Origin of the sequence: Paraburkholderia sp. BR10937 (assembly GCF_040965695.1) — a bacterium.
Lineage (GTDB): Bacteria > Pseudomonadota > Gammaproteobacteria > Burkholderiales > Burkholderiaceae > Paraburkholderia.
In genome coordinates this window covers 293614-311644 of sequence record NZ_JBFRCL010000002.1, presented here as the reverse complement: position 1 = coordinate 311644, position 18031 = coordinate 293614, and the positions used below count along the sequence as shown (strand labels likewise).

Below are 18031 nucleotides of genomic sequence, written 5' to 3'. Positions count from 1 at the left end.
GGGAAGAGCCATGGCGGTGCACGCTCGAATGGCGCATCGCGACTCCCGAAACCACGCCCCGCGAATCCTGTCCGATTGGACAGGTTGTAGGCGATAAACTTCGCGAATTCAATGCGGTGTTACCAGCGAGAAGCGTGCCATCGATGCTGCAGTGCGCGAAAATGCCCTCGCGCTCCGCGCGTTTTCCCCGAGGGCGGTGAATGCACGAGGCGCTTACATCGTGACTACAATGAAGCCGACATGGGCGCGGCAGCCGCGCGCCGCCTCTTCCCTTCTGAATGGACCGACCATCATGCGCGACGACGAACCCACCACGCGGGCCGCGAACCACGCGATGCGAGGCACGGCGCACGAACGGAATGCCGCTGACGCAACGCACAAGCCGCGTCGGCGCAAAGCCGCCATTCGCGAGTCGAACGAGGCGCATCTGCTCGCCTGCGCGGAGGCCGTGTTCGCAGAGCGCGGCTTCGAAGGCGCGAGCACGGCGCTGATCGCGGAGCGCGCGGGCCTGCCGAAGGCCAATCTGCACTACTACTTCCCGACCAAGCTCGCGCTCTACTGGCGCGTGCTCGACGATCTGTTCGAGGAATGGAACGCGGCGGCCAACACCTTCGACGCGAGCGACGATCCGGTCGAGGCGATTGGCGGTTACGTACGTGCGAAGATGGAGCTCTCGCGGCGCAGGCCGCTCGGGTCGAAAGTGTGGGCGAACGAGATCATCAGTGGCGCGACGCATATGCAGGACATCTTGCTCAAGCGTGTGAAGCCGTGGATGGAAACGCGCGTGAAGCTGATCGATCGCTGGATTGCGGAGGGATTGCTCGCCCCCGTCGATCCGAAAACGCTGCTTTTCATGATCTGGGCGACCACGCAGCACTATGCCGATTTCGAGGCGCAAATACGCGCGCTCTCGGGCAAGCGCGCGCTTTCATCGGCGGGTTTCGAGGCGAGCACCGAGGAAGTGGTGCGGCTGATTTTGCGCGCGAGCGGCGCGCGCTCGCCGGGGCATTGAGCGAAACACGATTGCCGCCCTTTTTCCGCCCCGTTCCGAAACAAACGATGGCGCGAAATATTAAAACCGTGGCGTCCAATCGCAAATGCGAGATCCGCGTTTGCCGTATCGTGCGATTTCAACCACGAACCCAGTACCGACGACGCTTCGTGTGAAGAATCACGCTATGACGGTCGGTCCGCGCCAGCATGCTGCGCCTCGCTACGCGAGGTGATCGTCTTCCCCGCACGGATCAACCAGACGGCTGAACGCGATCACCATTTCCTTAGGATCACGTATGAACGACATTGCAGGATACGACTTCGAAGACCTGGCACCCGGGATGAGCGCGAGCTTCGCCAAGACCATTACCGACGCGGATATCGTGCTATTTGCCGGCGCCTCGGGCGACAACAATGCCGTGCACATCGATGAAGAGTTCTCGCGCAAGACGCCCTTCAGGGGACGCATTGCGCACGGTATGCTCAGTGCAAGCATTATTTCCGCGGCCATCGCCGGCCGGTTGCCGGGCCCCGGCACGATCTATCTCGGGCAGAACCTGCGCTTCAAGGCGCCGGTCAGGCCGGGCGATACCGTGCAGGCCACGGTGACGGTCCGCGAACTCATTCCGGGCAAGCGCCGGGTCGTGCTTGACACCATCTGCACCGTGCAAGGCAAGGTTGTCATCGACGGTGACGCGCTCGTCATGCCCACTTCACGCGCGGATCGCGCCAGCGAAGCACGTTGCGCAGACGCTTCGACGAATACCGCAGTGGAACCGGCATGAGTAATCACTTCAATATGCCTGACGAGGTAGCACACGGCTTTTCCCGCTCGGCAAAGGACTTCCTGAACGCATTGGCCGGCATTCCGGCGAGCGCTGCCGTTGCGCCGGCTGTCATGCATGAAGCCGGCACTCGCTACTGGGAACAGCAGTGGGCGCTGTGGACGACCGTGCTGAACCCGCAGGCGGCGGCCGGCCAGACATCCCGCGACCCGCGGTTTCGGGCCGACGAATGGACCAGCAACGCCTGGTACAACCTGCTCAGGCAGAGCTACCTGGCCAACGCGGGCCTGCTCGAAGACATGGTCGGCGCGACCGGCTATAACGAGAGCGAAAAGCAAAGGCTGCGCTTTTTCATGCGCCAGTTCATCGATGCGGCGAGCCCCACCAACTATGCCGCGACCAATCCCGAAGCGATCCGGATGGCCATCGAGTCGAACGGCGCCAGCCTTCGTACGGGCATGACCAATCTGGTTGGAGACCTCGCGCGCGGCACCATTACGATCACCGACGAAGCCGCCTTCGAGGTGGGTCACAACGTTGCGGTGTCCAAAGGCGCGGTGGTCTTCGAGAACGCCCTGTTTCAGCTGATCCAGTACGCCCCACTCGGCACGCACGTAGCGAAGCGTCCCTTGCTGATCGTGCCGCCTTGCATCAACAAGTTCTATATTCTCGACCTCCAACCTGAAAACTCGTTTGTGCGCTTCGCCGTCGAGCAGGGACAAACGGTCTTCATGGTGTCGTGGCGCAACCCCGATGCGGAAACTGCGCATACGACATGGGACGACTATCTGGAAACGGGCGTGATGCAGGCCATCGACGTCGCGCTTGCGATTACCGGCGCGGACAAAGTCAACACGGTGGGCTGGTGTGTGGGCGGCACGATCCTTTCTTCGGCGCTTGCGGTGATACGCGCGCGCGAAGAAGAAAAGGTTGCGAGCCTGACGCTTCTGACGACCATGCTCGACTTCACCGATCCGGGCGATCTCGGCGTGTTCATCGACGAGCAAACCGTCTTGCAGCGTGAGCATTCGATAGGCAGCGGCGGCATCTACCCGGGGCGCGAACTCGGCTTCGTGTTCCAGATGCTGCGCGCCAACGATCTGATCTGGCCTAATGTGATCAACCACTATCTGAAGGGAAAGAGCCCCGCGGCGTTCGACCTGCTCTACTGGAACGCCGACAGCACCAATCTGCCAGGCCCCATGTACACCTGGTACCTGCGCAACATGTACCTCGAAAACAACCTGCGCGAACCCGGCAAGCTCACCATGTGCGGCGTGCCGGTCGACCTCGGCCGCGTCGACATGCCGGCCTACGTGCTGGCGACCCAGGAGGATCACATCGTGCCGTGGAAGTCGGCATGGCGCAGCACCCGGCTCCTTGGCGGCGAAGCCCAGTTCGTGCTCGGGGCGAGCGGACACATCGCCGGCGTGATCAATCCGGCGACAAAGAACAAGCGGAGCTATTGGGTCGACAGCGGGGTCGACGGCGGCGCGAGCGGCAGTCCTGAAAGTGACGCTGATGAGTGGTTCGCTTCTGCGCAGCAGACTTCGGGCAGCTGGTGGAATCACTGGATCGCGTGGCTGCAGCCGCATGCGGGTGGTCAAGTCAAGGCGCGCACGAAGCTGGGAAGCACGAAGTTTCGGCCGATAGAGCCCGCGCCTGGCCGTTACGTCAAGGCGCGGGCGAATTGAGTCCACGTGCATGAGCGGTCATGGCACGTGCTACCTGCTCTGATTACCTCGCGGTGACCCAATCCACGCTGATGCGCACTGAATCATTCGCTGCGCATCCTTGATAAATCCATGAGCGCGTTGAAACGCCGAACGCGATTTTCTGACTACACTCCAGATACAAGCGCTCACTGAGCACGACCTCCCGATTGCGGCGTGGCTTCACTATCGGTCACTTTATGCGCCGCGATTCATGCCATCTCGGCGCGATGTCTATGGGAAGCCCAGCGCATGTTCAAGAAGCGGATTCGCGCAGCATTGCTGGGGCTTTTCGTCGCCGCCACTGCGCCTGCCAGTCACGCGCAATACACGACCGACTGGCTCGCCAACACCTTCGGCACGCTCGCCGCACACGTCGGCAACGGCGCGCGCTCGATGTGGGTCGCGCCCGAGGGTGTCATCTATACGTCATCGCGCTGGGACGAAAACGCGGGTGGCGTCGCGCTCTACCAGAACGGCGCAACGCTCGGCACCATCGGCGCGCACGACGAGTTCCAGGGCAGTGCGATCACAGGCAACGCGTCGTCGATCTTCGTCGCGCTCGGTTATAGCCGGACGTACGGCAGCGGGTCGGTGGGCCGCTACAGCCGAAGCTCGAACACACGTGACCTTCGCATTGCCGTGAGCACGTGGACCGGCATCCAGAACGCGGACGTGATCACCGGCCTCGCGACTGCGGGCACACTCCTCTATGCCAGCGACTATTACGGCAACCGCGTACGGGTGTACACGAGCGACGGCGTCTGGCAACGCGACATCGGCGTCCAGCAACCCGGCGCACTCGCAGTCGACGCTGCGGGCAACCTCTGGGTCGCGCGCGCGAGCGCCGGTGTGATTGCGCAGTTCAGCCCGGCTGGCGCGGCGATGAACACGATCCAGATGGCCGCGGGCGGCCGGCCATCGGCGCTCGATTTCGACGCACCGACGAACCAGCTGCTGGTTGGCGACAAAGGTCCCGACATGAACATCAAGTGTTATGCCCTGACCGGGGTGCCGGCGCTGGTCGGCACGTTCGGTGTACTGGGCGGCTATCTCGACACCACGAGGGGCATCAAGGGGCAGGTCGGCGACAAGCGCTTCACACGCGTCGCCGGTATCGGCAAGGATGCAGCGGGCAATCTGTACGTGCTCAACAACGCATGGGGCGGCGACTGGGACCTCGGCCGCAACGGCAGCACCGATATTCACTCGTACAGCTCATCGGGCACGCTGCAGTGGACTTTGCAAGCACTCAACTTCGAGGCGATCGCGGCGCCCGACCCGGCAACCGACGGCGCGAACTTCTACAGCGGCAACACCATCTACACGGGTACATCGGGCGGCACGTTCGTCGCAAACACGATCGATCCGTTCAGCTGGCCGACTGACCCGCGCCTGAACATGAATGACTATCAGCGCGGCCAGCTTTTCGGGCAACTCGTGGTGGTGGGAGGCAACCGCATTCTCGTCGCCTCCGGGCAGAATCCCGACACCTTCAACTTCTTTCATTTCCAGCCGTCGAGCGGGTACATTGCCATTCCCGACGGCTCGATCCCGGGCAAGGCGTTCAATACGAATACGAAGGTGACGGGCGGCTTCGCAATAGACGGCAATGGCGACGTCTGGGCCGGCCTCGACCGGACCAACCAGATCTACCATTACCCCCTGACCGGCTTCGACGCGAACGGCAAGCCATCATGGGGCGCCGCCAGCACGATCCAGATCCCGCGGACCGCGCGCCCGCTCACGCGGATCATCTATCAGTCGGACAGCGACACGATGATCCTCGCCCAAGGCATTGCGGGGAGCTGGGACTGGACAGCCATGAACGGGCACATCGAGATCTATCGCGGCTGGAAAGCGGGCAACACGAGCGCGCCGGGCCCGGTGATCGATCTCGCGAGCGCGAATCCGAAATCGATCGCGGCAGCGGGCCATTACCTGTTCGTGGGCTACGTGCATACGGTACCGAAAATCGACGTGTTCGACCTGAACACCGGCAGTCTCGTCACGACATTGACGAACTCGAACCCGACGGCGATCGATGTCGGCAACGACGTGGATTCGATGTACGGCATCCGCGCGTACCTGCGCTCGACCGGCGAATTCGTCGTCACGAAAGACAATTACAACGGATCGAGCGTCGTGGTTTATCGCTGGCACCCGTAACAGCCGTCCTTGCTCGGCTCGCAACTCGTGCGGGTAGCGCGCGGCGAGCCGACGCTTTTGGACGCGATTACCGGCTATGAAACGCAGATGCGCCGTTATGGCTTTCACGCGGTGTACGAATCGCGCAAACAGTTCGACGAGCGCGACGCAATACATCGGCCCATTGTCGGACGCCTTGCACTCGGTGCGATGCGCACGGCAATGCGCGTCGTCAACAATGTACCGCCCCTGAAGCGGCGCATGATCGATTCGGAAAACCGCTTTAGCGGCAGCGAAGAAGAAGACCGCGATGGCTTCGCATTAGGACATGCGGCCGGGCCTGACCCCGCCCACGTCCGGATGTCGCCGACTTCTCGCTTAATTAAAAGCGTTTGTGAAAGCGCTTTGTTTGCCCGAACCCACGCCATTCGCTAGCATTTCTTCGCCAACCTGGCCCATCTCAGCTGCCAGCCCGGACAATCCACCTATAGGCTACGTCGTTTGCCGAGTCTGCAGATCATACCAATGGTTTTGATTCGCAATGCGAATCAAGTGAGCGAAGACGTGGCTTGCTAATCGCCGTATCGTGAAGCGATACGTCATTGCGCTCCGCTTATGAGGGGCGGCGTCGCAATGAAGATAGTCCTTCTGAACCATGCCGACGACACGCACCGGGGGAGCGCGTTGCGGCACATCGCTTGCGCGCCTGTTGGCCAACGCGCGGAGCGGTTTTGCGCGGGCAAGTCGGGCATTCGAAGCGGCTTGCGCGAAATAGGGGGGAACGATGAACCGATCAACCAAGCAGACCGTGGTATGGGTGCTCGCTCTGGCCCTGTCGGGTGCCGCTTATGGTGCGGGCGGAGGAAATGGCGGAGGAAATGGCGGCGGTAATGGTGGAGGCAACGGCGGCGGCAATGGCGGCGGCGCGGGTGCGGGTGCGGGTGCGGGCGGTGGCCACGGCTCTGGGTCGGGCTCTGGGTCGGGCTCAGGATCGGGATCGGGATCAAGCTCGGGCTCCGGTGCAGGTAGCTCTGGCGCAGGTAGCTCCGGTGCAGGTAGCTCCGGCGCGGGCAGCTCTGGTGCAGGCAGCTCCGGCGCAGGCAGCTCTGGCGCAGGCAGCTCTGGCGCAGGTAGCTCCGGTGCAGGTAGCTCCGGCGCGGGCAGCTCTGGTGCAGGCAGCTCCGGCGCAGGCAGTTCTGGTGCAGGCAGCTCTGGTGCAGGCAGCTCCGGCGCAGGCAGTTCTGGTGCAGGAAGTTCTGGTGCAGGCAGCTCCGGCGCAGGCAGCTCCGGTGGAAGCAGCTCCGGTGGAAGCAGCGCCGGTGGCAGTAGCGCTGGGGCAGGCGGTAGTTCGAGTGCGGGTAGCTCCTCAGGTAGCGCGAGTGCAGGCGGCCCCGGTGGACCTCTGGGCCGCGGCGGCTCACCAGGTATGAGTGCACGGACGGCCATGGTCGAAATCGTGCCGCCTCCTCCACCTGCGCCGATCATCGACGCACCGGTTACAAACGCATATAGCCCACCGCCGCACTCGGATTATCGTCCGAATGCGTTGGTGATACCCACGCCAGCCGGGAGCAACAATGCCCCGCCGCCGAGCGCGACCACGTCGGTCCGGGGCACAACCACCGCGGCACCCACTGCGCCGGCGGCGAACTACGCGCCGCCGCCGAGCGTACCGCGTCCGCCCCCCGTTGCGGTCGCGAGGCCAGCTGCCGGGCCGGTTGCGAACGACTACGGTCCGCCGGGCGTATCCGGTACGAGCAGCGGCGCGGGCCACGGCGCCGGTCCTGCACGGGCCGCGAACAACTCAGGCTCGCCTGGCGGGGGCGGCACGACCAAAGCGGGTTTCGCGGTGGACACGGGCGGGTACGAACCACCGATCCTGACCCCAACGAGCACGCCATAAACGCATTCATGCTCTCGCGCGACACATCGCTTCGGATTCGGCACGGTGACGCATCGCCGTGCCGAAATCTTGTGTAGCAGCGCCGATGGGCGACCCGCAGCACGAGTACAAATTGATCAAGATCAATGCATTGTGAGACGCCGGGCGCATAGTGAATCAGCCGCGGCTGACCACGCAGCGCCGTCCCCACTCCCTCCGCTCCCTTGCCCCAGGTCGGCCGCCCCTCTCCCGGAGCCCGACATGGAACTCGCCACCCGACGCAATGCGACACAAGTGATCTTGAGCGAACACCGTCACCTGGCGAGTATCGTCAGCGGCATGCTGAGTGTGGCCGATGGCATGGCGTCCGGCTCCGGGCCACGCAGCGCCATGCTGATGCGGGCAATGCTCTACTACATCAGCGAATTCCCCGAGCAGGTTCATCACCCCAAAGAGGAGCAATACCTGTTCGCGCGGCTTCGCAATCGTACTGAAGAATTCGACGCTGTCATCGGGGAACTCGCGCGCCAGCACGAGGAAGGCAAGCTGCGCGTTCATGCACTCGAACGCGCGCTCACACGCTATGAACTGGCTGGCGCCGACATGCTGCCCGCGTTGCGCGAGGGCGTGTATGGTTACGCGGACTTCTACGCCAGTCACCGGCACCTGGAAGAGTCCGTCATCCTGCCCGGCGCGCAACGTTATTTGACGCTATCGGACTGGGTGGCGATCGACGAGGCATTCGGCGCGAATCGCGATCCGTTCGACAGTCTGGAGACCGAGGACAATCTTAATGATCTTTACAGATTGATCGTCCAGACGATGCCCGAAGCGTAAGCCTGAGCGACTTCACGCGATGTGCACTATGGATCGCCGTCCGTCCGGACTTGCGGACGCTCGATCGAGCCCGGGTCTCGCGCGAAAAAAACATCTGCAAACGGATTACACGAATTCACGGCAACGTGGCAAGCCCTGCGGCAAACAACCGCACCCCAAACGCCAGATGAGGTTGGGCCGTGCAATCAGTCCGCGTCGTACACTGTGCGTTTCGACGCTCGTAGGCCGGAACGCCGTCGTGCCCATTCACTATCTGCGCAGCTTCACCTCTGTCGAACGCACCGAGCGGGCCAACCTGCGGCTTGGCCGTGCACTGGCGTGGGTCGCCGGTGCAATCAACGCCGGAGGGTTCCTCGCCGTTGGGCAATACACGTCGCACATGTCGGGCATCGTCTCGTCGCTTGCCGACAGCACCGCGCTCGGCGAGAGCGGCATCGCGTTGTCCGCTATCAGTTCGATCCTTGCTTTCGCGAGTGGCGCCGCGACGTCCGCCATTCTGATCAACTGGGGACGCCGCCGTTGCGCGCGCAGCGTCTACGCGCTGCCGCTCCTGCTCGAAGCCGCCCTGCTCCTTTGCTTCGCCGCGCTCGGCGCGAATCCCGGCATCCATCGCGTTCTCTTCGTGCCGCTGACGGTGGCTGTGCTCTGTTACATCATGGGCGTGCAAAACGCCATGATCACGAAAATCTCGCAGGCCGAAATCCGCACGACGCATGTGACCGGCATCGTGACGGATCTGGGAATCGAACTTGGGAAGGCGCTCTACTGGAACTGGGGCGTGCCGTCTTCAGCGGCGCATCACGTGGCGGCCGATATGCAGCGCGTCCGCGTACTCGGCTCCCTGCTCGGAATGTTCTTGCTTGGCGGAACGCTGGGCGCCGTGGCTTTCCGGCATTTTGGATTTGCCGCGGGCGTGCCCTTGTCGATGCTGCTGGTGATCCTGGCGAGCGTGCCGGTGACCGACGATTTGCGTCGCCTGCCGCTGCGCGACCTGTCTTGACGAATACGTCGGTCGCCGGCGGCCAATACCCGCCAACTCATTCGCTGATCAGAAACCGGTCGCGATTCTTCGCGTCCTTGATCCAGTTCGGCGCGCGTCCCCTGCCGGACCAGGTCGCGCCACTTGCGGGATCGCGATATTTCGGCGGCGCCGCGCTATGCGAAAGCCCCGACCTCCCGCGACGACTACCAAAGATGTCCTGCTGCGTGTACCCGAATTCGGCCACCTTTGCGCGGATTTCGGCGAGAACCGTCTCGAACTCCTGTTGACGGGCGACCATCGCCTGACGCTCGAGTTCCGCGAGTTGCGCCTTCAGTTCCTTGTACGTTGCCACGAATCGTCTCCTGCGCGTGGACACCATTCGCCAATCATAGTGGCTTTCGCTCACACCCCCTTCCAACGTGATCACGCGACACGCGCAGCGGGCACAGCAAGCCCACGCGGCCGACCGTTCAGGCCGTGACGAAGACGATCGCCCCCGCATCGGCAACCTGGGCGAACAACCGTACGAAACGATAGCTTTGCGCCTGGATAGTCAGTTCGTTGAGCCCGGAGCGCGTGCCCTCCAGTATCGCCCGGGCCACGGGTTCCGGAATCGCGCCGAGGTGCGCCCAGTCTTCCGGCAACAGCGCGGGATCGCCCAGATAGACCTCGTTTTTCCCGCCAGGCGTGCGAACGAGAATCAGGCTTCCCCCCTTGTCGAGCGCAATCTCCAGGTACTCGGACAAGGTCGCCAACGCCTCTGTGTCGACATCGCGGGCTGCATGTGTGTTCGAAGTCATAGGGTGGCCACGCTGAGTAGTATGTCGATCACTATCGTACCCCGCTCCTGCCTGTTCGGCGCATTTTGGCAGCGGGATGCGTTCAGGGATGTAGCCCGAACATACCGTGCCAGATCGTACTAAAAAGGTTGGCGTGACGACGATCGTCGGACTTTTGCGACTCTTCGTCGCCTGCGCCATGCGACGAAGACGGCGGCACGGCCTCGTCCGGCTCCGCGGCATTGCGCGACGCGGCGCTGTCCGCCTGACGCGACAGGTGCAGCGCGATAGCGCCATCGGCAATGCGCCCGGCCAGTTGGGATTCGCAATCACTCGCGAGCAGTGCGCCGAACACGACGTCGCGGTTGTAGCCCTGCTCCGCGAAGCGCATGGCCACGCTCACGTGCCGCGCATACGCCTCCTGACGCGCGGCCTCCTGCAAACGCGCCTCTTCTTCCCGCTCACGGGCCATACGCCCCATCTCCTTGGCATAGACCGCGTCGTAGACGCTGCGCTGCGCCGGATCGGAAAGAATCGCGTAAGCCTCCTTGATCTCCTGGAACTGCGCATGAGCAGCGGCTTCGCGTCCCATATTACGGTCGGGATGCGCTTTCATCGCGGCCCTGCGGTAGGCCCGCTTGATATCTGCGTCGCTCGCGTCGTCGCTTACGCCCAGCAAGTCATACAACGTCGCCATGGCTCGCACAAATGGAAGTGAGATGCGGTCGATCGTAGCATGTCGTCCGCAGATGCACCGCGCATGCGATGACGATCGCCAACCGGCAACCGGTCAATTGTCCTAAGCAAACGGGCCGCGGATATCGAAATCCACCTGCGCCACCAGCGCTGAGCACCCGGGTACTCAGCGTCGAACCCGTGTCCAGCGACACCAGTCGTGGTGATCGAGATTGCGCAGCAAATCGGCCCTGCGCCGTTCGCGCCGATAGTGAGCGGTGACACCAACTGCGGCTATTACGAGCACGATCGTGCCGGCAGCCATACCCAGCCAGGACTGGTCCACGTCAGCCTCCTCGGATCCATGCGGATCGCAACCCAATTGTGAGCAACGCACTCTGAATATAGCCTGTCCATGTGACAGACTATGCGGTCCCGACCGCCAATCAGCGCACGCGGGCGACCGCTCTCAGGAGCGCATCGCCTTGAGGCGTCACGCGGGGCGTAGGGAAGCCGGATTCGGGCGTATCGACGATGACCAGGTGAAGATCGCGAAGCGCACCGAGTTCCTCCCGGTCCGGCTCGATCCGCCCCGGCGCATTCTTTATCAGCATCAACGTGGCAAGTTCGTGGGGGCTCAACATGTCATTTCCCTCCCGCTTGATCCTGTTTGATCACGCTTCTTCGCGGCTGCGAGCGCACTCGCGGCCCGAATGCGATGCGTGCTACCGCAGCTTCGCCGCAGTCTCCGACGCGATGTCCATGCATGCGCGCGTGTACCCGGCCGCCTGCGAAGCAACCCACGGCAACATCTCGACCTGGTTGCGGACAAACTGCTCGGGCGTCTGCACGGACAACATGCCTTCGAAGTGCTGTTGCGAGCCAGCGAATATCGACCTGCAAGTCGCGAGATTCAGGCGTGAGAGTTCACAAAAACCATCGAATAGATGACCGGTCAACGTAGTGAACTTTGCGGCCCACGATTCGCTTCCCGCCGCCGCGAATTTTTGATTAGACATACTAATTTACCCCCCGTGCATTTCATCAATCGTTATGTCTGTATCGACCGCGTTTGATGTATGGCTTCTCGACGCGAGTGGCGTTGCTCGTTCATAAGCGAATGCCGGTGTCGATCTAGAGCCTTGATTCTAACTTTGTTAAATCTGCCTCATGAATGCTAGTTGAGTCAGGAGTTTCCCCAATTTATTACGCGGATGGATTCACCCCGAAGTATGGCGGCGGCAAGTGCAGAACAGGCCTGTGAAAAGTTGACTTGTCAGCCTGGATCTCAGCCAGTCAGACAAGGAAAGACGAATTACGGATTTTGCGCTGTGTGGTAAGGTAAGAAGTCAAACAAGGTACCGCTTGCGACGAGGATTCATCGCAAGCGGATTATGAGTGCAGCGCTGTTGCGCCCTCAAGCAAGGGTGAACGGGCAAATCAATGAGCGCTGACTTTCACCGCATTGCGTTGCGCAAGCAGCTCGCGTATGCGCGCCAGATGCAGATCGCCAACGGCCGTATGAACGGGCTCGACCTTGCGGGCCCGACGCCGCGCAGCAGGCGGCCACGCGCCGAGGTATCGGCACAGCGCGGAAACGAACGGCCGCTTCCCTCCGCCAGCAAGCCGCCGGGTCGCAGCGGCAACGCGATCCGCCCCCACATTTGCCACCAGCCATTCAAACGCCTGACGGTCTTCGTCATTCACAATGCGAATTAGCGATTCCATGCGACGCTCCTACTGGACGTAAACACATACTGTGAATTTATACAGTATTCTGCGTCAGCGCAAGCCAGGTTTGAACTGGCTCCTGGGGAGCGTTCGTCGGGGTAGGAAGATCGGGAGTCGCCTTCTGGCGGCGTTGCCTTGGATGGAAGCGCGGGCGAGACGCTACTCGCTGGCCGCGGCGTCCCCTTTCTGGGCTTTCAGTCGGTTCCTCACTGCCGTCACGCCCAGCACCGGCCTCGCCGCATTGCCCGCGCGCGAGATCTGCCAGGTCTCCGGGACGGTGCCCGAGAGCGTGACGACGCCATGGCTGACCCGAATGTGAATGTCCGAATCGTCGAGATCCGGAACGCGCCTGATGGCACGGCGAACGTCACGCACCACCGAGGTATCCGGCCGGCTTCCGGGTGTCGATGCAGAGACACGTTGCACGGCCACAGCGGCCGGCTCGCTCACACCGGTTTGCGCGTTCGCATGGGCTGCGCAGCTCGCGATAGCCACGAACACCATCGCGCCGATCGTTCCATTCGCACCGTTTCTGTTCATGCTGCCTCCATCGGGTCGAGCCAACCGAGGAAAAGCGCCGCCTCTACGCGTATGTTCGCACAGGAATTCACGCGTCGCGTTCACGATGGCCTGCTCCACCCCAATGCCTGCCCGAGCGCACACGCAGATGCAGCGGATGACTTCGGCGCCGCACTGCGCTACTCTAATAACTCCGATACAAAAAGTCGTCGTATAACCATGTCACACATCAGCACCGGCGTCGAATACGGGCTGCATTGCCTGCTCTATCTTGCCGGCACGTCCGCCGGCGTGCGCGAGGCGAGCGTGCGCGACCTTGCGGAAATGCAGGGCGTGCCCGTCGATTACGCCGCCAAGCTCTTCACACGCCTCGCCAAAGCCGGCATCGTCGAGTCGACCGAAGGCATACGCGGTGGCTTCAGACTCGCGAAACCCGCACGCAATATTTCGGTGCTGGATGTCGTCGACGCCATCGACGGCGAAAAGGCGCTCTTCGACTGTCGCGAAGTGCGCCGGCAATGTGCCGTTTTCGACGACGAGCCGCCCGCATGGGCCACACGCGGCACCTGCTCGATCCATGCCGTGATGCAGGGCGCCGAGCGCGCCATGCGCGCGGAACTCAAGCAACACTCGATTGCCGATCTCGCCACCCGCGCGTATTCCAAGGCGCCAGCCAGCTATCACCATCACGTGGTGGACTGGTTCACGGAGCGCGCCGCCAATCGGCGCGGGTAACATCCGTCGCTTTACACGCCCTTCCAGCATGCGAAAAAACGCGGAGCCTCCAACGCGGCTTCCGCGTCCAATTCGATCCGTCGTTATCCTGGAGGATCAGGCAACCACGATGCGCAGCGGATCTGCGGCGGCGAGCGCTTGCTCGCGGTCCGCGCGAGGCGGATAGATCCATTCGGAGTTGATCTGGTGTTTGAGCCTCTTCGCCTCGGTGCCCTGCAACTTCACTTCGCGCTCCCAACCTTCGGTATAGACCGCGCCCCACGGGCCCAGATCCAGACAGGCCACGTACTTCGGCTGGCTATATGGAATCGGCGCGAGGCCGAGCAGATCGGCGGCCGCGTTGTGGCCTGCCGAGCGCCCCAGGTTCATCGCGTGCTGGCACGACATCATCGTGTGATTGCCTTCGTCGTCGGTGGCTGCGCGGGCGACGTCGCCGGTCGCGTAGACGCCGGGCACGCCCTCCACCGCGAGGTTGCGGTTGACATGCAGACGCCCCATGGCGTCGAGGCGGCCCGGAATCTGCGCGGTCAATGCGCTCGCACGCAGCCCGGCCGTCCAGATCACCGTATGCGATTCGATACGCTGGCCGTCCGTTGTCGTGACGCCGCCGGCATCCACTGAAGCCACACTGGAGCCGAGCTTCCACGTCACGCCGAGCGAACCCAGCGCCTCTTCGATCACGGGACGCGGGCCCGCGCCCAGGTCTGGACCGATCGCATCGTTACGCTCGACGATGATCACCTTCACATTCGCTTGCTCGCCCAGCGCCGCGCGCAGGCGTGCCGGCATTTCCGCAGCGGTCTCGATGCCGGTGAATCCGCCGCCCGCCACCACCACGGTATTGCGCGCGGGCGAGTCCGGCTGGCTGGCCAGACTGCGGATGTGCGCTTCCAGTTCGACCGCTTCGTCGGTCTGGTCCACGCTGAAGGTGTGATCGGCCAGGCCCGGAATCGACGGGCGGAACAGCCGGCTGCCAGTGGCCAGCACGAGGCGGTCGTAGCCGAGCGTAGAGGACTGGCCGTCGACATCGGTCAGATCCACCGCGCGGCGCTCCACGTGGATGCGCTCGACCGTGCCCTGGATGAACTTGACGCCAGTCGCATCGAAGATCTCCGTGAGCGGCGCCCGGAAGTTCGCGGGGCCCTCTTCGTACAGACGCGGACGGACATGCAGATGCGGGTCCGGCGCGACCAGCGCGATCTCCACGTCCGTGCGCGACTGCTCATCGAGCAGCCGCGCCGCGCTCAACGCGCTCCACATGCCGGCGAAGCCGGCCCCAATAACAAGAATACGCTTCGACATGTGTGCTTCTCCAATGCAGGGATACGGGATATCGGTGGACTCGCGCCGCGCCTGCGCAACGCATAACTCGGACTCTATGAGTCGTAGTTTTAATGCGCAAGCCCCCTTTTAGGACGCACTGTTGGCGAATCAGACAACGATGCCGCGAGGCCGGGCGCTACATGCCCATGCCCGTCCCTGCTCCCGTGCTCGTGCCCGTACCCGTACCCGAGCCCGTGGTCGTGGCCGGGTTCGGCGTCGCCTTCAGATCGATTCGTCCATACACGCCATCGGCTTCGTCGTTCGGCCCCGCGGCGAAGAACAGCGTATTGGAAGGCTGATTGCTGAGGTTGTTGCCGAACGCAATGCCCCACACGCCAGGCTCGACGAGCGCGTTGCCGTTCGACCCGTTGAGCGGCCCCATCGACTGGCCGTTCGATGCATTGAACGCGTTGATTGCGCCATTACCGAAATTGCCGATCAGTATCGCGCCGCTCATCGAGCCGAAGTTCGCGGGCGCTTGCGCAATGCCCCATGGCGCGTCGAGCGGACTCCCCGTCGCGAAGCGCTGCTTCAGGTTGCCGGCCGTGTCGTACACGTCGACCATGCCGAGCCCCGCGCCTGCAACGTCGTCGTGCTTCGCCGCGTCCTGCATCGCATACGTGACGAACAGATTCGAACCGATCGCCTGAATGCCGAACGGCGCGAAGCCGGCCGGCATCGTCGGGTCCGTGAAGCCGCCGGGCATCGTCACCTTGTTGAACGAGGTATTGAAAACGTCGATCTTGTTGTTATGGAAGTCGGTCGCGTAGAGGAAGTTCGCGTTGTTCATCGTCGCGAGCGCGAGCCCCTTGTACACGGCGCCGCCCGTGCCGTCGTCGTACATGACGAATGCGTTGGTCGGCCCGACCGTTGGCGCCCACGCGGTGATGGTGCCGCCCTCGCCCGCGAAGATGAACGCTGCGAGGCCGGACTTGCCGTTTTCCGCGACGGTAAAGCTTTGTGTGCCGTTGAAGACGATGCCCGTGGGCGATGCCGTGCCGTTCTTGCCGCTGGGTATCGCGACGATCAGCGATTGCGGCACGCCGTTGCCGTCATAGAGCGTGGCGACATTGGTGCCGTTGTCCGCGACCCAGGCAAAACCGTTCGGATTGAAGGCGACACCCCAGGGGTTTTTCAGATTCCCGTCGATGTGCGCGGCCGCCACCGCGCCATCGGAAACGAGCGCCGTCGCCGTGAACGACGACGGGGCGGGCACGCTCGCACTGCTGGAACCCGAGTTGGAACCGGAACTGCCGCCACACGACACGAGCGTCGCGATGGCCGCACCACATGCTACGACGCCGAATACGGCGAGTAGAGACTTCATGACCGCACTCCTCGTTCAATCCAGGGGACTAACGGACAAAGAACGAGGAGGATGCAGCGTTTATTCCAGCGAAGAAACAGGGCTTGCTTCTCAGGCGATCGCAATGACTGAACTAGCTAGCGAAAAACACGTGGCGGGCAACGAGCGCTATGTGTGACTATCAGGCGCCTGCAGACTCGCCGATACGGGCGGCGATCTGCGCGGCGCACCCAGCAGGGCGAGTTGTTTCTCATGCGGCGTCAGCGCGCCGCTGTCGCGCTTGTCCGCTGCGGCATATTTTTGCGCCGCATGAGAGAAATCGCCTTCGCCTTCCAGCGCCTGCCCCCAAAGTTCATACGAGGGCGCGAGATCGGGACGAAGTTCCACCGCGCGCGCAAGCTTGATGATCGCCGCCTCGTATTGTCCGTTGTCGATGAGCGCTTCTCCCCAGTCATGCAGGATGTTCACGTCGTCGTGGTGCATCTCATCGGCGCGGCGAAACGCGCTGAGGGCTTCGGCATACCGGTGCGCGTGCAACAGGACGTCGCCGAGCAAGCGCTGGTTCTCCGCGGTGCTCCACCGCTCGTGAGCGCCCGCGCGAAGCTCCTTGATCGCGGCGTCGAAGCTGTGCTCCTGCTCGAGCGCGATACCGAGATTGGCGCGCAAGACGGCCGAGTGCGGATACAGCAACAGCGCGTCGCGTGACTGCTGTTCCGCCTCCTCGGCACGGTTTTGCCGCAGCAGCAGCCAGCCTTTTCCAGCGAGCGCCCATTGGCGTTGCGGTGAGCCAGGCCGGCTGAGGACATCGTCATAGATGGCTTCGACGTCGCTGTAGTCGCATTGGCCCGGCGAACACCGTGTCTTTTGCACCGTCGTGAACACATGGCTCGCAAGCGTATTCGGTTCGACGAGCCGCATGACCTCGATCGCGATGTCCCGCACCGACTGGTTGAAGTCCTTACCGGTGAACGCGACGTCGTCGTGCATGGCGTTGAACGGGCCGTTTTCGATCTGGATATGCGCGACATACCCATCCGCGCTGCCGCTCACATGCGTAATGCCGATATGGACGACCACGTCCTGCTTGTTCCTGAACAGCGTCGATTTCAGAAAGCCGACGATCGAGGCATAGGACATGTCTTGACCCGGCAGCTTGATGTCCGGGCTGTCGTTATCGGCCAGCGAGACATCGTGTGGAACCGCCTCGCTGTCGCTGCTGATTCCGCGCATCGCCGAAAGAATTCGTTCTGCCAGGAATTCCGGGGTATAGCCGGTCTCGGCCAGCGCTTTCGGTGTTTCCACTGGCGGCACCAGCACGTGCTGCGTGAGCGCGCCGGAGATGACGAGCCAGCAAAAGGGCACGGTCAGTACCGCGATGACCCAGGTGAGCACAAAGGGCCACAACTCCCGTGGCGCGCGGCCGATCAGCCCGACCAGAAACAACACATGAGACAGACCCGCGGGCCTGCGATCCGGAACGCTCGACATGTTGCACCTCGACTCGGCTGCAGTTGGCTGGGCCCAACTGTCGGTCGGCGTGAACGCATCGAATGTGCCAGCGCTCTAAAAAGCCCTACTGGCGGCCATTTGGGCCATGTTTGCGAATGTCGCGCGTGGCGGGTGT

Annotated in this window: 20 protein-coding genes; 11 read left to right on the top strand and 9 right to left on the bottom strand. The window is 63.0% G+C overall.

Features of this window, described 5'->3' with window-relative positions; all coding sequences use genetic code 11:
* Positions 1 to 334 precede the first annotated feature (334 nt).
* From AB4Y44_RS03370 to AB4Y44_RS03340, 7 genes are all read left to right on the top strand, one after another.
* Complete coding sequence (locus tag AB4Y44_RS03370; RefSeq protein WP_368698712.1) at positions 335 to 1012, top strand: TetR/AcrR family transcriptional regulator; 678 nt, start codon at positions 335 to 337, stop codon at positions 1010 to 1012.
* 277 nt (positions 1013 to 1289) lie between these two features.
* Positions 1290 to 1778, top strand: a complete 489-nt coding sequence (locus AB4Y44_RS03365; protein ID WP_368698696.1) for a MaoC family dehydratase — start codon at positions 1290 to 1292, stop codon at positions 1776 to 1778.
* Positions 1775 to 3472, top strand: coding sequence for a class I poly(R)-hydroxyalkanoic acid synthase (phaC, locus tag AB4Y44_RS03360; RefSeq protein WP_368698695.1), 1698 nt, complete (start codon positions 1775 to 1777; stop codon positions 3470 to 3472). The genes AB4Y44_RS03365 and phaC overlap by 4 nt, the downstream gene beginning before the upstream one ends.
* 270 nt (positions 3473 to 3742) lie before the next feature.
* Entirely contained in the window at positions 3743 to 5659 is a 1917-nt protein-coding gene (locus AB4Y44_RS03355) for an SMP-30/gluconolactonase/LRE family protein (RefSeq protein WP_368698694.1), read from the top strand.
* 9 nt (positions 5660 to 5668) lie between these two features.
* On the top strand, positions 5669 to 6073 hold the full coding sequence (locus AB4Y44_RS03350) for a hypothetical protein (RefSeq protein ID WP_342921718.1): 405 nt from the start codon (positions 5669 to 5671) through the stop codon (positions 6071 to 6073).
* A gap of 1708 nt (positions 6074 to 7781) precedes the next feature.
* Complete coding sequence (locus tag AB4Y44_RS03345; RefSeq protein ID WP_368698693.1) at positions 7782 to 8357, top strand: hemerythrin domain-containing protein; 576 nt, start codon at positions 7782 to 7784, stop codon at positions 8355 to 8357.
* A 238-nt stretch (positions 8358 to 8595) separates the two neighbouring features.
* Positions 8596 to 9357 (top strand): YoaK family protein, encoded by a 762-nt coding sequence (locus AB4Y44_RS03340; protein ID WP_342921793.1) that lies wholly within the window; start codon positions 8596 to 8598, stop codon positions 9355 to 9357.
* Between the two features lie 37 nt (positions 9358 to 9394).
* Here AB4Y44_RS03340 and AB4Y44_RS03335 read toward each other — a convergent pair whose 3' ends face one another.
* The 3 genes from AB4Y44_RS03335 to AB4Y44_RS03325 all read right to left on the bottom strand — a co-directional run bounded on the left by AB4Y44_RS03335 (position 9395) and on the right by AB4Y44_RS03325 (position 10815).
* On the bottom strand, positions 9395 to 9691 hold the full coding sequence (locus tag AB4Y44_RS03335) for an H-NS histone family protein (protein ID WP_342921721.1): 297 nt from the start codon (positions 9689 to 9691) through the stop codon (positions 9395 to 9397).
* A gap of 118 nt (positions 9692 to 9809) precedes the next feature.
* Positions 9810 to 10139 (bottom strand): hypothetical protein, encoded by a 330-nt coding sequence (locus tag AB4Y44_RS03330; protein ID WP_342921722.1) that lies wholly within the window; start codon positions 10137 to 10139, stop codon positions 9810 to 9812.
* An 82-nt stretch (positions 10140 to 10221) separates the two neighbouring features.
* A complete protein-coding gene (locus AB4Y44_RS03325; RefSeq protein ID WP_368698692.1) occupies positions 10222 to 10815 on the bottom strand; it encodes a DnaJ domain-containing protein in 594 nt (197 codons plus the stop codon).
* A gap of 198 nt (positions 10816 to 11013) precedes the next feature.
* Here AB4Y44_RS03325 and AB4Y44_RS03320 point away from each other — a divergent pair, with 198 nt between their 5' ends.
* Positions 11014 to 11181, top strand: a complete 168-nt coding sequence (locus tag AB4Y44_RS03320; protein ID WP_176732827.1) for a hypothetical protein — start codon at positions 11014 to 11016, stop codon at positions 11179 to 11181.
* A gap of 58 nt (positions 11182 to 11239) precedes the next feature.
* Here AB4Y44_RS03320 and AB4Y44_RS03315 read toward each other — a convergent pair whose 3' ends face one another.
* Positions 11240 to 11437, bottom strand: coding sequence for a hypothetical protein (locus tag AB4Y44_RS03315; RefSeq protein ID WP_028204658.1), 198 nt, complete (start codon positions 11435 to 11437; stop codon positions 11240 to 11242).
* Positions 11438 to 11518: 81 nt separating this feature from the next.
* Positions 11519 to 11812: a phasin family protein gene (locus tag AB4Y44_RS03310; protein WP_368698691.1), complete on the bottom strand. Its 294-nt coding sequence runs from the start codon at positions 11810 to 11812 to the stop codon at positions 11519 to 11521.
* A gap of 424 nt (positions 11813 to 12236) precedes the next feature.
* Here AB4Y44_RS03310 and AB4Y44_RS03305 point away from each other — a divergent pair, with 424 nt between their 5' ends.
* Positions 12237 to 12512: a hypothetical protein gene (locus tag AB4Y44_RS03305; protein WP_368698690.1), complete on the top strand. Its 276-nt coding sequence runs from the start codon at positions 12237 to 12239 to the stop codon at positions 12510 to 12512.
* Between the two features lie 171 nt (positions 12513 to 12683).
* Here AB4Y44_RS03305 and AB4Y44_RS03300 read toward each other — a convergent pair whose 3' ends face one another.
* Positions 12684 to 13064, bottom strand: a complete 381-nt coding sequence (locus AB4Y44_RS03300; protein WP_342921725.1) for a BON domain-containing protein — start codon at positions 13062 to 13064, stop codon at positions 12684 to 12686.
* Positions 13065 to 13262: 198 nt separating this feature from the next.
* Between AB4Y44_RS03300 and AB4Y44_RS03295 the strand changes: the two genes are divergently transcribed.
* Positions 13263 to 13778, top strand: a complete 516-nt coding sequence (locus AB4Y44_RS03295; RefSeq protein WP_028204661.1) for an Rrf2 family transcriptional regulator — start codon at positions 13263 to 13265, stop codon at positions 13776 to 13778.
* A 96-nt stretch (positions 13779 to 13874) separates the two neighbouring features.
* Here AB4Y44_RS03295 and AB4Y44_RS03290 read toward each other — a convergent pair whose 3' ends face one another.
* Both AB4Y44_RS03290 and AB4Y44_RS03285 read right to left on the bottom strand, forming a co-directional pair.
* The gene (locus AB4Y44_RS03290) at positions 13875 to 15080 is read right to left on the bottom strand and encodes an NAD(P)/FAD-dependent oxidoreductase (RefSeq protein WP_368698689.1); all 1206 of its coding nucleotides are present in this window, start codon (positions 15078 to 15080) and stop codon (positions 13875 to 13877) included.
* A 157-nt stretch (positions 15081 to 15237) separates the two neighbouring features.
* On the bottom strand, positions 15238 to 16428 hold the full coding sequence (locus AB4Y44_RS03285) for a TIGR03118 family protein (protein ID WP_368698688.1): 1191 nt from the start codon (positions 16426 to 16428) through the stop codon (positions 15238 to 15240).
* Between AB4Y44_RS03285 and AB4Y44_RS03280 the strand changes: the two genes are divergently transcribed.
* On the top strand, positions 16427 to 16585 hold the full coding sequence (locus tag AB4Y44_RS03280; RefSeq protein ID WP_368698687.1) for a hypothetical protein: 159 nt from the start codon (positions 16427 to 16429) through the stop codon (positions 16583 to 16585). The genes AB4Y44_RS03285 and AB4Y44_RS03280 overlap by 2 nt on opposite strands.
* Here the strand turns inward: AB4Y44_RS03280 and AB4Y44_RS03275 are convergent.
* Complete coding sequence (locus tag AB4Y44_RS03275; RefSeq protein ID WP_368698686.1) at positions 16576 to 17895, bottom strand: tetratricopeptide repeat protein; 1320 nt, start codon at positions 17893 to 17895, stop codon at positions 16576 to 16578. The two genes, AB4Y44_RS03280 and AB4Y44_RS03275, sit on opposite strands and share 10 nt — an antisense overlap.
* Positions 17896 to 18031 lie beyond the last annotated feature (136 nt).

Excerpts from the sequence above, each read along its gene's own strand:
- AB4Y44_RS03370 (WP_368698712.1), top strand. The coding sequence starts at position 335 with ATGCGAGGCACGGCGCACGAACGGAATGCCGCTGACGCAACGCACAAG.
- AB4Y44_RS03365 (WP_368698696.1), top strand. The coding sequence starts at position 1,290 with ATGAACGACATTGCAGGATACGACTTCGAAGACCTGGCACCCGGGATG.
- phaC (WP_368698695.1), top strand. The coding sequence starts at position 1,775 with ATGAGTAATCACTTCAATATGCCTGACGAGGTAGCACACGGCTTTTCC.
- AB4Y44_RS03355 (WP_368698694.1), top strand. The coding sequence starts at position 3,743 with ATGTTCAAGAAGCGGATTCGCGCAGCATTGCTGGGGCTTTTCGTCGCC.
- AB4Y44_RS03345 (WP_368698693.1), top strand. The coding sequence starts at position 7,782 with ATGGAACTCGCCACCCGACGCAATGCGACACAAGTGATCTTGAGCGAA.
- AB4Y44_RS03330 (WP_342921722.1), bottom strand. The coding sequence starts at position 10,139 with ATGACTTCGAACACACATGCAGCCCGCGATGTCGACACAGAGGCGTTG.
- AB4Y44_RS03325 (WP_368698692.1), bottom strand. The coding sequence starts at position 10,815 with ATGGCGACGTTGTATGACTTGCTGGGCGTAAGCGACGACGCGAGCGAC.
- AB4Y44_RS03315 (WP_028204658.1), bottom strand. The coding sequence starts at position 11,437 with ATGTTGAGCCCCCACGAACTTGCCACGTTGATGCTGATAAAGAATGCG.
- AB4Y44_RS03310 (WP_368698691.1), bottom strand. The coding sequence starts at position 11,812 with ATGTCTAATCAAAAATTCGCGGCGGCGGGAAGCGAATCGTGGGCCGCA.
- AB4Y44_RS03305 (WP_368698690.1), top strand. The coding sequence starts at position 12,237 with ATGAGCGCTGACTTTCACCGCATTGCGTTGCGCAAGCAGCTCGCGTAT.
- AB4Y44_RS03300 (WP_342921725.1), bottom strand. The coding sequence starts at position 13,064 with ATGAACAGAAACGGTGCGAATGGAACGATCGGCGCGATGGTGTTCGTG.
- AB4Y44_RS03295 (WP_028204661.1), top strand. The coding sequence starts at position 13,263 with ATGTCACACATCAGCACCGGCGTCGAATACGGGCTGCATTGCCTGCTC.
- AB4Y44_RS03290 (WP_368698689.1), bottom strand. The coding sequence starts at position 15,080 with ATGTCGAAGCGTATTCTTGTTATTGGGGCCGGCTTCGCCGGCATGTGG.
- AB4Y44_RS03280 (WP_368698687.1), top strand. The coding sequence starts at position 16,427 with ATGACCGCACTCCTCGTTCAATCCAGGGGACTAACGGACAAAGAACGA.
- AB4Y44_RS03285 (WP_368698688.1), bottom strand. The coding sequence starts at position 16,428 with ATGAAGTCTCTACTCGCCGTATTCGGCGTCGTAGCATGTGGTGCGGCC.
- AB4Y44_RS03275 (WP_368698686.1), bottom strand. The coding sequence starts at position 17,895 with ATGTCGAGCGTTCCGGATCGCAGGCCCGCGGGTCTGTCTCATGTGTTG.